Origin of the sequence: Tenacibaculum sp. 1B UA, assembly GCF_033978845.1 — a bacterium.
Lineage (GTDB): Bacteria > Bacteroidota > Bacteroidia > Flavobacteriales > Flavobacteriaceae > Polaribacter.
Genome location: NZ_JAKVUA010000001.1, coordinates 448031 through 460765, shown reverse-complemented (window position 1 = coordinate 460765; position 12735 = coordinate 448031). Strand labels below are relative to the sequence as shown.

General features: G+C 31.4%; 11 protein-coding genes. 1 reads left to right on the top strand and 10 read right to left on the bottom strand.

What is annotated here, in order from left to right; all coding sequences use genetic code 11:
- Positions 1-3 precede the first annotated feature (3 nt).
- The gene (locus MK851_RS02245; RefSeq protein ID WP_320241041.1) at positions 4-897 is read left to right on the top strand and encodes an AraC family transcriptional regulator; all 894 of its coding nucleotides are present in this window, start codon (positions 4-6) and stop codon (positions 895-897) included.
- 1 nt (position 898) lies between these two features.
- On the opposite strand, the gene MK851_RS02240 is transcribed toward MK851_RS02245, so the two are convergent.
- The 10 genes from MK851_RS02240 to MK851_RS02195 are packed head-to-tail and all read right to left on the bottom strand — an operon-like array spanning position 899 to position 12733.
- Positions 899-1729, bottom strand: a complete 831-nt coding sequence (locus tag MK851_RS02240; protein WP_320241039.1) for a crotonase/enoyl-CoA hydratase family protein — start codon at positions 1727-1729, stop codon at positions 899-901.
- A gap of 13 nt (positions 1730-1742) precedes the next feature.
- Positions 1743-2672, bottom strand: coding sequence for a sterol desaturase family protein (locus tag MK851_RS02235; RefSeq protein ID WP_320241038.1), 930 nt, complete (start codon positions 2670-2672; stop codon positions 1743-1745).
- Positions 2673-2679: 7 nt separating this feature from the next.
- Entirely contained in the window at positions 2680-3705 is a 1026-nt protein-coding gene (locus MK851_RS02230; protein WP_320241036.1) for an alpha/beta hydrolase, read from the bottom strand.
- Between the two features lie 2 nt (positions 3706-3707).
- Complete coding sequence (locus MK851_RS02225; protein WP_320241033.1) at positions 3708-4817, bottom strand: heparan-alpha-glucosaminide N-acetyltransferase domain-containing protein; 1110 nt, start codon at positions 4815-4817, stop codon at positions 3708-3710.
- Positions 4818-4820: 3 nt separating this feature from the next.
- Positions 4821-5405, bottom strand: coding sequence for a nitroreductase (locus tag MK851_RS02220; protein WP_320241032.1), 585 nt, complete (start codon positions 5403-5405; stop codon positions 4821-4823).
- 1 nt (position 5406) lies between these two features.
- Positions 5407-7227 carry an IucA/IucC family siderophore biosynthesis protein gene (locus MK851_RS02215; protein ID WP_320241030.1) on the bottom strand — a complete coding sequence of 607 codons (1821 nt, stop codon included), beginning with the start codon at positions 7225-7227 and terminating at the stop codon, positions 5407-5409.
- Positions 7217-7807, bottom strand: coding sequence for a GNAT family N-acetyltransferase (locus MK851_RS02210; RefSeq protein WP_303505185.1), 591 nt, complete (start codon positions 7805-7807; stop codon positions 7217-7219). The genes MK851_RS02215 and MK851_RS02210 overlap by 11 nt, the downstream gene beginning before the upstream one ends.
- Before the next feature lie 2 nt (positions 7808-7809).
- On the bottom strand, positions 7810-10227 hold the full coding sequence (locus MK851_RS02205; RefSeq protein WP_320241029.1) for a GNAT family N-acetyltransferase: 2418 nt from the start codon (positions 10225-10227) through the stop codon (positions 7810-7812).
- Positions 10228-10230: 3 nt separating this feature from the next.
- Positions 10231-11424, bottom strand: a complete 1194-nt coding sequence (locus MK851_RS02200; RefSeq protein WP_320241028.1) for an MFS transporter — start codon at positions 11422-11424, stop codon at positions 10231-10233.
- Positions 11411-12733, bottom strand: coding sequence for a lysine N(6)-hydroxylase/L-ornithine N(5)-oxygenase family protein (locus MK851_RS02195; RefSeq protein ID WP_303505179.1), 1323 nt, complete (start codon positions 12731-12733; stop codon positions 11411-11413). The genes MK851_RS02200 and MK851_RS02195 overlap by 14 nt, the downstream gene beginning before the upstream one ends.
- Positions 12734-12735 lie beyond the last annotated feature (2 nt).

Below are 12735 nucleotides of genomic sequence, written 5' to 3'. Positions count from 1 at the left end.
AGTATGGACTGTGGTATAAAAACTTCAGTCTATACTATTAATTCTCTTTATGGTAAAGGGACGATAATAAGTTATTATTTTGATGGCTTACTAATCAATTTAATTAATGCTAAACTTAAAGAAGATTTTCTTTTTATCTCTAGCAACGATAGTAATAGTTTTAATACTTTAGAACTTTCTGTTTTAATAGATGGAGAAAAAATTATTCGTTTTTCTAATCTAGAAAATGATCTTATTATAGAAAAAAGTGAAAGTTATTTATTACATGATAATGGTGATGATAAAATTGTTTTTTACAGAAATAAGCATATAAATGAAGTTAAAATTAAGATGTATGATTCGTTTATTAAAAAACATCAAATGCAAACGCTTTTTTCTAGTAACAAAGTTTCTAACTTAAGTACTGCACAGCAGCTAACTTCAAATATGGAAAGAATAGTTAATGATATGCTCACTAACTCGCAAAAGGGCTTGTTAAAACGTCTTTTTTTAGAGTCAAAAGTATTAGAATTAATACATTTACAACTAAACATTCATTCTAAGAAAGGAAATAGTTCTAATGAAAACACTCTTAAAAAAATATATAAAGTAGAAGCTATACTCCAAACCAACATTCATGAGCAAATATCAATTCAGCAACTTGCTCGTAAAGTACTATTGAATCAAAATGTTTTAAAAAATGAATTTAAGAAATTGTTTGGTGAAACTATTTTTAATTACACCAAAAATTTAAGAATGCATAAGGCAAAAAACTTATTAGCCTATACTCAAAAACCTATTTACGAGATAGCCGATATGGTAGGATATAAAAACCCTACACATTTTACAGCTGCTTTTAAAAAGTTTGAAAAAACAACTCCAAAAGAGTTTCGAAAAAATTATAATTACAAACCATAAATTAAGATTTTAACTCGTACTTCAATTTTCTTAATTGTGCATTTATAATCAATTCCATTCTACGTAAACTCTCACTTTCTAAATTCAAACAAGCATCTACCCACATAGCAGTAATATCTTTCAACTCTTTCTTCTGTAAGGGAAAAACTCTTTTTATACATTTATAGTGATTGTATTGAAAACTAAAGCTTGATTTTTTTATATAATTTATAACAGATGACATTCCCGTTTCTTCATTAAAAACACAATCTACCAAACCCATTTCTTCTAGTTCTTCAGCCTTGTATGTATTTCCTGTATATAATACATTAAGAGCTGTTTTTATATTTAGTTTCCTACATAAAAAGCTATAAGCTCCCATACCCGGAAAAAGATGAAACTTGTTTTCTGGTAAACAAAATTTAGCCGACTTATGAGATAGTATAACATCATGCGCCATTACACATTCAAAACCTCCTCCGTAAGCATTTCCTTCAACCAAAGCGATGCTTAGTGCAGGCAACCCAAAAGTATTATAGATGTTGTAAATAGCATCTATACATAAATTAGCGTATTCTGATAATGCTTCTTTATTTTCAGATTTGATGTTTTTTAAAAAATAGGGTAAATCCCCTCCTAAATTATATACCTCTTTATGTGTAGAGGCAGATACAATATATTTTAATGGATAAATCTTGTCTGCAAACATCATTTTTAAATCTTTAGCAAAGTCTTTAAATTCCCATAATATTTCTGGTGAAAAATTAGGAACGCCTTTTGACTTAATGCTCCAAACAATCATCTCATGTTCTGGATAATAGTCTACCTTAAAATTTTCATATTGCTTTATCATCCTTTTTTTATTTTTAGCGTGTACTTAATGAGTTCTTTTTAAGCCTAAATTTCCAAGCTTCGTCTCTATATTCTTTTGCTTTTTTTCCTCCGTCAATGTGATTCCAACCTGGTGGCATAAAAAGGTATTTTATTTTATCTAGTAACGTAGGAGCTTTTTTTACATCCAACCATAATTCTTTCCATAGTAAAAATTGCACATGCCATAAGCTCTCACTATTAAGTTTCTCATGCATGATTCCGTACACTATTTTTTCATTATCCAATTCTTTTTGAAACGTTTTAAATAAACGATCCCAAATACTAAAGGTTTCACCGTAATTTCTATCTAAATAAATATGGTTTTTTGCATGATGTACTCTATGGACTGACGGTGTTATTAATAGTTTATCTAACCATTTTTGCTTTCCTATAACTTTTTCATTTACATGTGTTAGTGTTGCATAAAGACGTGCAATAGGTTCAATTACAAAAATCATTAATGGGTGAAAACCTAGTATTGGAAGCCATATAAAGTTAAACGGTGTAAAAAACACATCAAAAATTGATCCTCTAGCAACCACGGTTAAATTCATTTCTTCTGCCGTATGATGTACTCCATGAATACACCATAAAACTCGAACTTTATGTCCTAAAAAATGAATAAAAAACACTGTAAAATCATATAAAAAATATGCTACAATCCATATATACCATTGAAAACCTAGAGTAAAGATTCTATTTTCATACAACCAAAACATAGTGCCAACAATAAATATTTTTGATAATAAGAAGTAAGGAATACTTTGTATTAGATACGATATAATACTTACTACTCCTTCTTTATTTTTTTCAACATAACTTGTTACAATAAGCACTCCCCATTCAACAAGCATTAAAACGAGTACTATTATACTCATATGTTCTAGTTTTCCTACAAGTATTTCTATAGATGATAAATTCATATTTAAACTATTTCTTAGAAAAATTCTTTTTTAAAAACGTAGCTATTTGTGCTACTGCTGCCTTTGATGCTACTGTTTCTCGCAAGGAGTTCAGTACAATAAAATCATGTATTGTTCCCCCATATCTAGTTGAAACTACTGGTACACCTGCCATTCTTAGTTTTCTTGCATAGGTTTCTCCTTCATCTCTTAACACATCATATTCTGCAGTTATTAAAAGTGTTTTAGGTAAGTTTTTAAGCTCTTCTAAAGTTGCTTTTAACGGAGCTACAGTTGCTAATGAGTATAATTTTTTTTCTGGTACGTAAACATTCCAAAACCATTTCATTGTTGCTCTCGTTAGATAATGTCCTTTTGAGAATTGTTCATACGATTTCGTATTTAAGTTGTTATCGGTAACTGGGTATAATAATAGTTGTCCTAGCAACTTAGGAGTTCCTTTTTGTTTTGCCATCATAGCTACAACTGTTGCCATATTTCCTCCCACACTATCTCCTCCAACAATAATTCTATTTGTATCTAACCCATATTGTTTTCCATATTTTGAAATGAACAAAGTTGCCGCATATCCTTCTTCATTTGCTATGGGGTATTTAACCTCTGGTGCTCTTGAATACTCTACAAAAACAATTGCTACATTTGCTTTTAAAGCTAAGTCTCGCATTAATCGTTTATGCGTTTCAAAACTATTAAACACCCATCCACCTCCATGAAAATAGAGTAGTACAGGTAGTGATTTTTCAGCTTTTTTAGGCTTTACAATTACTGCATTTACTTGTTTACCTTGTTCTTTAAAAGAAACCTTGGTAAAGGTTACTTTATCGTAGGTTAAGGTGGAATCTTTTTGCATGTTTTCCATGGCATTCCTTCCTATATCTAAAGGTAGGTCCTGCAACGGTGGACCTTGATAAGAATGAATAACTTCTAAAAATTCTTGAACCTGTGAATCTAAGCCATCGCTTCCTGCTAAATTTACTTGTGTATATGTTTTTACTCCTATAAACAAGCTTAGTATCATAACTATTTTTTTCATAACTATGTAATTGCTTGTTTTACTCTTTTTGTAGATGAAGATTGTTTTTGCTTTGCTATTAGTTTAATTGCTCTCTTCTTTGCCCAAAGAACACCAAATGTTAGCAATGTAATTCCTATAATAATTGCTAATAGTTTTAACTGACTTGTTTGTGATGAATATCCAAAAAACAATACTCCCCAGTATATAAGTACCCACTGTACTAAATAAAATGTTGTTACATTTTTACTTGAGTAATAAATTACATCGTACAGTTTATTGTGTGGAATACAGGTTACTAATATATGCCCAAACCAAACTAAAAATAAATTCACTCCAATAAAAGCTATGGTTCCTCCTGGCCCTAAATGATAGTAATCACCAAAGTGATATTCGTAATTATAATAGCATAATACTACACCTATACACGTAAATAAAACACCTGAAATTAGCATTCTTTTATATGTTAAAACAATATTATTATTACTTTCTTGATACCACATTCCAAAGAATAATCCTATTAAAATAAACGACATCCATGGAAATACAGGAAAGTAAACATTGTAGGTTTTTCCCCATAACAGATCACATATATAATCTAACCCAACAATGTTAGGTTTATAACCACTTAATTCTCCTGTGAAAAAAACAATAAGTAATGCTAAAGTTAAAGCCGCATACTTGTTTTTAATAAACTTGATTATAACCCCCATTATAATCAAGGAAATCCCAGCTAACTGCAAGATATCTCCCAATAAAATAAAAAACAGATAATTATATGAATCTCCTAGAGTTAGCCCATTGCCTTCTATAAAAGCTCTAGGGAATCCTCCAAATAACAACATAGGTACTGCAAATCTTAAAATATTAAGTAAATACCCTTTTGCTAAAATATTTATTCCTCTTTTAAAGATTTTAAACATGCTTAACTTACTTGAAAACACAAAAGAAAACCCCATTACAACTAAAAACATAGGAGTTCCTTTTTCTAATACTTGAACTACCTTTCCTAAAAAAGAATTATTCCAAGTATCCATTGTAGAATATATAATCATGGAATGAACAGGTATCATAGATAAAACACTAATTCCTCTTGCCATATCTATGGCTAATACTCTCTTTTTTTGTTCCATTTTTTATTCTTTAAAATGCCAGCTTAATTTTTTAGATAGTGGCTTTCGTTTTCTATTTACTTTAGGAAGATTTTCTTTTACATGTCCTATAAAAAAAACACCTAAAAATTGTTCATTTTCTTCTAAGCTAATTTCTTTTTCACCATACTTTATAGTTGCTATACTGGTATCCCAATAGCTTCCTAAATTTAGACTTGTACAGCTTAACCACATGTTTTGTACTGCGCTTGAAATAGCTGCAATTTCTTCCCATTCCGGTAGTTGTGCTCTTTTACTAGGTTTAAAAATCACTCCTATCATGCAGGCTTTACTGGCATACCTCTTTGTTTCTTTATAACGTTCGTTAGAAAACTCTTCTTCTGAATATATTTTTCGATAATAATTAGCCATAAACTCACCTAATGCTTCTCTATGTTTTCCTTCTAACACTACAAACCTCCATGGTTGGGTTAATTTATGAGTTGGTGCCCATAGTGCATTGGTTACAATTGCTTCAATCGTTTCCTTTTCTATTTTTCTATCCAAAAAATCATACGCGTAAGTGGTTTTTCGTTCTTGTATAATTTTAGTTATCTGTTTAAAACTCATATTAAATACTTTCTAAAGATTGTACCGTTTTTACTATTTCTTTTTTAAACCTTGCAAGTGGGTTTTTTAATACTCCTTCTAACTTTAGACTCTCAATCGGATTAGCCAAACTGAGCATTTGCTTGGTATTACTTAACTGCAACCTATTCAAACAACAGCGATCAAATTCTTTAACAAATAAATCGTATTGCTTATATTTTTCTGAAAACTCAGGATGCTGTTCTTGATATTCATACACACAATCTGCCACTAATTGCCAAAAATTATCCTCTGAAAAACTTGAATAACAATCTAACTGTTGAGCCATAAAACGGAAGAAGCAATCAAACACATCAGTAAAAATTGAAAGCACTTTCATTTTATCTGAAGTCTTAACAAACAATCTTTTAGCATGCTCCGGTAAGTGCATTGTTTCGTTAAAAACAATAACCTCTTCTGTAATATCTTTCATTAATACATGCACTGGTGTATTTTCTTCTAGCACTAGAATTAGGTTTTCTCCATGTGGCATAAACACAAACTCGTACTTATAAAAACAGTGTAATAAGGGTGCTAAATAGGCTTTTAAATAACGTTGAATCCAGGTAGTTGTGTTATAAGGTGAAACTTCTATTAAAGCTGCTAACAATGATTTATCTTGGTAATCTATATGCAATAAAGCAGCCATCGTAAACACGCGTTGATTAGAGCTTATTTTTGTAAACGGGCTCTCACGCCACAAAGCTGATAACATTTTGTTATGCGGATTCGTTTTCCCTAAAGTTTCATAATAATGATTGTGATACCCCGCTGTTGCCACTTCTCCTAACATAGTAAACCCGTTGTTTTGTAGGTAGATGTCATCTGCTAACAAATCAGTTATCCATTGGGTAATATGCGGCGTACTTTGCATGTAATATGGAGAAAGTCCACGCATAAAGCCCATGTTTAAAATAGACAGAGCTGTTTTTGTGTATAACTTTTCTGGATGTGACGCATTAAAAAGTGTTCTAATAGATTGCTGCGCAGAGAATTCATCATCACTTTCTCCTACTAAGATGATATTTTTTTGAGCAATATCTGCTCCAAAAACAGCTACAATTTTGTTTTTCCATTGCCATGGATGCACAGGCATAAAAATGTAATTTTCAGTAGCTACATTTTGCTTCTTTACAACTTCTTTAAATGATGTTAATTTTTCTTTTCCTAATTCGCTCTCTAAAAGTTTTTCATACTCATAATTTTTAACAGCCGTGTAGGTAGCATATTTTTTATGAGCTGCTATCCATAAAAGGTTAAACGGTTGATTGCTTTCTGGTGCATATTTTTGATAATCTTTAATATTGAATCCTATTCTCCCATTGTTCGCTACAAAACATGGGTGACCTTCAGTCATAGCATGTTCAATTTCTTGAAAAGTTTTTTCAGCTAATTCATTGGCTGAAAATTTCTCGTTAACATACTTATATGCTGCTCCTGAAAGTGTACTTGTTATTTCCTCTAAATAAGTTGCTAAAAACTCATCAGGGATACCAAGAGTATTTTGAAACTCTGTTATAAAATGTAATGCATCTAAATAAACTTCATTCAATACATTATTTTTTTTAATAATGCTTTTTTCATCTATCAACCAATGATCGAGAGCATACTTTTTTGCTTTAAATTGATACGTAAACTCATTATTATCTGAGGTAACCTGGTATATACAACCATCTGTTTCTTCTAAAATAAACTCAGGAGTTAAAATAAGCTCATGTGAAAATTCACTTATTGCTTTTTTTATTAATTGGCGATTTACAAAACTCCATACCTCTGGTTGTAAATGGGCTATATTATTTGTCATGTTGTTCTAGTTTAATTAAAGCTGATTGATACGTCTCTCTTGTACAAAAAGCTAAGGCTGCTTTTTTATGAGGTAACTCAATTTCTTTTTGGTATTTAAAACCAGCTTTTTTATTTAGCGTATGAATTTTTTCGTTATTCACATCCGGTTCTACAACAATTCTTTCCACTTGTGGTAAACTGAAAAAATAATCGATAATAGTTGAAAACACATGCCATGTAAACTGTGGTATTCTTTTTTCTACAGGCGCTACCAAAACATGCATACCATAATCATTCTCTTGTACATCGTAATAGTCTGCTATGCTATCTTTTGATGCTTTGTAGCGCTCCATTAAAAACACTGGGGTATTCCCTATCATTCCTACATAACTATGATGGTGTTGATTATTTTCTATTTCTTGGTATTCTGCATGTATTTCTTCTACAGACTTATTTAACATCCCCCAGTATTTTGCATAGGGTTGAGTTACCCAACGATGCAATATTGGTGTATCTGTTTCTAATTGAAATGGACGAATATTGATTACCCCCAACCCAATAATTTCTTTACTAAATATTTTTTGATACGTTTGAACCATAATTATACTTCTTGGTTTTTAAATACCGCTATTGGGTTTTTTAACTTTCCTGCAAATTGGAGTAGGGCAACAGGGTCATCTAAATCAATCATTTGTTTATGATTATTTAATTGCAACCTGTTTAAACATGAAAGTTTAAAGTCTTCAGCAAACAAATCATACTGTTTAAACTTGCCTGACAGCTCAGGAAACTGCTCTTGATATTCTTGAATATTTTCTGCTACGAGTTCCCAAAAACGATGTTCTCCATAATTTGCATGTTCTTCTAAAATTGGTGCTAGAAAACGGAAAAAACCATCAAACATATCTGTAAATATGGATAGTAATTTGACATCTTCTGGTACTGGCGCATACATTCTTTTTAACTCTTCTGGTAGCTCAACTTCAGAATTTAAAACACAAGCTTCTTCCGTAATATCCTTTAGTAAAGCATATACAGGAATGTTATTTTCTAATACCAAAATAATGTTTTCTCCATGTGGCATAAACACCAAATCATAATAGTAAAAACAGTGTAACATGGGACTTAAGTAAGCTTTTAAATAGCTTCGTAACCAGTTATCTATTGAAACTCCAGAGTCTTTAATAATCTCTGGTAACAATGCTTTTCCGTAATGATCTATATGTAATAATGCTGCCATCGTTAGTGGTTTTTGGTTTTCTTTAACCACAGAATACGGACTTTCTCTCCATAATGAAGCTAGCATTTTATTGTAATCGTTATGTGGTCCAAACTCTTCAAAATATGGATTCACATAGCTAACCGAGCCTATTTCACTTAACATTCTAAATCCGTTTGTCTTTATATAAGCATCGTTATATAACAAGTTTTCTAACCAAACTGCCATTTTTGGAGCTGTTCCTAAGTAGTATAAAGGCAATCCTCTCATAAAGCCCATGTTTAAAATAGACAATGCCGATTTGGTATAAAATTTCTGCGGATTGCTTATATTGAATAACGTTCTAATTGATTGTTGTGCTAAGTATTGATCTGGTCCGTATCCTAAGCAAATTAAATCTCCTTTTGCTACTTCTGAAGCAAAAATTGTAGCTAGTTTGTTAAACCATTGCCATGGATGAACGGGTATAAATAAGTAGTCTTTTGGACTGAAGCCTTTTTCTTCAATTATTTTGTTGAATTGTGCTATGGTATCAACATCTAATTCCTGATGTATTAAGCTTTCATAAGGCAATGCTTCTATCGCTGAGAAAACTGCTTTTAGCCTATGTCCTGCCAACCATAATAACGAAAAAGAATTTCCCGCTTCTGGCGCATAGGAACGATAATCGCTGCTGTCAAACCCTATTCTACCATTATTTGCTACAAACCCTGGATGCCCTTCGGTCATAGATTGTTCTATCGTTTGAAAATCGGCCGTTGCTAATTCTTCTACAGCAGGGTTTCCTTTGGTAATTTTAAATGCACTTCCGTATAGTGTACTTATAACTTCTTCTAAATACACAGGCATTTTTTCATCAGCAATTCCCAGCGCTTTTCTAAACTCTTTTATAAAAGTAATTGCATCAATTTCTTCTTCAATTTCTTTTATATATTTTCTTATTGAGTTTTCATCAATCATCAAATGATTCAAAGCCATTGGTTTTGCTTTAAACTCATATTGAATTCCTGTGTCATCTGCATAAACTTTATACAGTTTATATCCGTTATCTAATTCTTGAATTATTACTGGTTGTATTAATAGTTCATGCGAAAACTCACACAATGCTTTTTTCACTAGTAATAAGTTGGCTTTTTGCCACACTTTTGGTTGTATATGTTGTGTTGATTGTTGTGGAGAAACCACATTGTCTAAGGTATTCATGGCGCTTCTTTTTGATGGTGAAAAGGATTGTATTTTTTGTTGGTAATTGGCTTTAGTTAAAAATGCTAATTGCGCTGTTTTGCTAGGAAGTTCTATTACATTCCCTAGTTCAAACCCTATACGTTGACACAGTGCAAACATTTTTTTGTTTCGAATATCGGGTTCTACTACTATTCGATTAATCGTAGGATTTGTATAAACAAAATCCATAATTGCTCGAAACATAAACCACGTAAAGTTTGGTGTTTTAGTGGTTTTTGGCGGTGCTATAATGATATGTACACCACAATCAGTCGTTTTTGCTTTGAAAAAGCTATTAATAATATCTAGTTTCGGATTGTAACGCTCTACTATAAATGCGGGTTCGTTATGAAACATTCCTACAAAAACATCGTAATGTTCTGGTGCTGTTAATTGGCTATATTCTTCTTCAACTTCTTTTACCGTTGCATTTTGCATTCCCCAAAAAACAGCATATTCTTTAGTTACCCATTGCTGTAAAAAAACGCTGTCTTTTTTTATTTGAAAAGGACGGATGGTAATTGTTCCAAAATCTTTATACTCTTTTGAAAAAACTATGGTATCTGTTGTTATCATAATTTAGGTTTTAGCTAGTTGTTTATGTACTTTCCGTACCGATTTAAATACGATAAAGTACAAGACTAATGTGAGTGTAAAACCTCCTAACGCAATGATAAAAGGTACTCGTAAACCGAAACCATCAACTATAATCCCTACATTTAAAGATGCTAGTAATACCCCTAAGTTTTGAAAGAAGTGTATTTTACTATAATCTACTGAGTATGATTCTGGCGTACTTAATTCAAATAATAAAATGTCGAATTTCACAACTCCTTGAAAAATTGCCCAACCATAAATAATTCGCCCTAAAACAACTACTGATTCATTGGTTATTCCTTGTAGCATAAGTCCAATTAACCCTATAAACAAGGCATTTATAATTCCTTCATGCCCTTTTGATTTTCGCTTATTATTAATCCATAATGCTACCAAGGCTACAAAACCTGGGATAGCATATATAGTGCCTGAAACCAATTTGCTTTTGTACGTTGAAAAACTTTCCCAATATGATGAAAAGAAAGGCCTAATTAAAAAGTCGCTGAAGTACAATATCAACGTAATTAGTCCTAATTTTAAGATAAATCCTTTCGGAATTATCTTTTTATCAGTAGCAGTAGATTCTTCTGAAATGATTAAATCGGTAGCATACTTTTTACTTTTTAATAAATAACCACTCATAGCCATTTGAATAAAATCTCCTGCTGCCATTATTAAAAAAATGCTACTTGGGTTTATATAATCTACTGTTATACCTCCCAGCACCGCTCCTAAAACACCTCCTAAATGTACCACTACTGAAAGCAATCCTATCGTACTTGGATGTTCTTCTTTTGTAATGATTTTTAAAATGTACGGATATACCAGTAAATAACTTCCTTTAAATAGTACCATGATAAGAGATACAACCCAAAAATTAATGTACGATGTAGTATAGTAACAATACAATGCTAATACGCCTGCAACTGCTTGGGTGTACACTAGAATATTTAATTCTGATATTTTTTTAGAAATATATGCCCAAAATGGAAATGCAATCATTACCATAAAACAGATGGCTGCAAAGTAATATCCTACATTTTTAGGGTTTGTCATTCCGAAGCGAAGCTCAAAAAATTGTGGATAAAATGGATGCAGTAAATAATCACTTACTACTGCAACCAACGTCATTACTATTAAAAATGTTTTTAACTTCATACCCTTATGCAAAGACATTGAGTTCTATTTCTTCCTCTTGTGTAACCTCAAACTGCTGAAATGCTATCTTTTGCTCAATAGGATAATGCTCTACTCCTGTTATTTCTTTGATTATATAAGAATTTCTGTAGGCAGCCATCCCTAAATCTGGTGTAACAAATCCATGCGTATATAGTTCTACATTTTGAACAAAAATTTCATTATGATTTTCATCAATTGAATAGTTACGCTGCACATCAAATCGATTTTTAACATCCCACAGAATTCTATTTGAAATTCCTTCAATAAACTCTGGTAATTTATATTCATATCCTGTGGCAAGGACAAGTCCGTCAGTTTCGTGTTTAAAATATTTATCTTGTTCTACCTGATGAAACTCTAAGTTAATTCCTTCATCTAACACCTTGCTAGTTTTCAATTCAGAATTGGTACGTAATGAAACTTTTAATGGTTCTTTTGACACTACTCGTTTTGCGTATAACGTATCGTGAATAGCCCCTATTAAATCTTGATTAATTCCTTTGTATAAATGCTTCTGATTTTTTATTAGTGAATCTCTTTTTGATACTGGCAAGTTGTAAAAGTAATCTACATACTCTGGAGAAGTCATTTCTAATGTTAGCTTAGCATACTCTAACGGGAAGAAACGAGGTGAACGGGTAATCCAATTCAATTCATATTCTTTGGTATCTATTTCTTTTAATAAATCAAAAAATATTTCTGCTGCACTTTGTCCGCTACCTAATACTGTTATTCTTTTTTGCTTTTGTAACTGTTCTTTATTAGGTAAATATTGTGATGAATGAACAGCAGTCTCTTTCAACTCTTTACAACAAGTAGGAATGTATGGTTGTGTTCCTGTTCCTAAAACTAGCTTTCTTGTTTTATAAATTTTAATTTTTTGAGTTTTTGTACAAGTACTTGTTACTATATAAATCTTGTTCTGTTGATCATAATCTATATTTGTTACTTCTGTATTAAAATATACATTAGATAGCTTGCTTATTACCCATTGACAATATTGATTATACTCGTTTCTAAGTAATAAGAAATTTTCTCGTATATAAAAAGAATATATTCTACCCTGTTCTTTAATATAGTTTAAAAAACTAAAAGGGCTTGTAGGATCAGCAAGAGTTACTAAATCTGCCATGAAGGGAACTTGTAAAGTTGTATCTTCTAATAACATTCCTGGATGCCAATCAAATTTTTCTTTTTTATCAAGAAATACTCCATTTAAACCTTCAATAGGTTCTGATAAACATGCCAGCCCTAAGTTAAAAGGCCCTATACCTATCGCTATAAAATCTACTATAGTATTCTTCATCT

What these genes read in the sequence shown, in the direction of transcription:
- MK851_RS02225 (WP_320241033.1), bottom strand. Translation starts at nt 4,817, where the DNA reads ATGGAACAAAAAAAGAGAGTATTAGCCATAGATATGGCAAGAGGAATT.
- MK851_RS02235 (WP_320241038.1), bottom strand. Translation starts at nt 2,672, where the DNA reads ATGAATTTATCATCTATAGAAATACTTGTAGGAAAACTAGAACATATG.
- MK851_RS02200 (WP_320241028.1), bottom strand. Translation starts at nt 11,424, where the DNA reads ATGTCTTTGCATAAGGGTATGAAGTTAAAAACATTTTTAATAGTAATG.
- MK851_RS02205 (WP_320241029.1), bottom strand. Translation starts at nt 10,227, where the DNA reads ATGATAACAACAGATACCATAGTTTTTTCAAAAGAGTATAAAGATTTT.
- MK851_RS02240 (WP_320241039.1), bottom strand. Translation starts at nt 1,729, where the DNA reads ATGATAAAGCAATATGAAAATTTTAAGGTAGACTATTATCCAGAACAT.
- MK851_RS02245 (WP_320241041.1), top strand. Translation starts at nt 4, where the DNA reads ATGGACTGTGGTATAAAAACTTCAGTCTATACTATTAATTCTCTTTAT.
- MK851_RS02195 (WP_303505179.1), bottom strand. Translation starts at nt 12,733, where the DNA reads ATGAAGAATACTATAGTAGATTTTATAGCGATAGGTATAGGGCCTTTT.
- MK851_RS02220 (WP_320241032.1), bottom strand. Translation starts at nt 5,405, where the DNA reads ATGAGTTTTAAACAGATAACTAAAATTATACAAGAACGAAAAACCACT.
- MK851_RS02230 (WP_320241036.1), bottom strand. Translation starts at nt 3,705, where the DNA reads ATGAAAAAAATAGTTATGATACTAAGCTTGTTTATAGGAGTAAAAACA.
- MK851_RS02215 (WP_320241030.1), bottom strand. Translation starts at nt 7,227, where the DNA reads ATGACAAATAATATAGCCCATTTACAACCAGAGGTATGGAGTTTTGTA.
- MK851_RS02210 (WP_303505185.1), bottom strand. Translation starts at nt 7,807, where the DNA reads ATGGTTCAAACGTATCAAAAAATATTTAGTAAAGAAATTATTGGGTTG.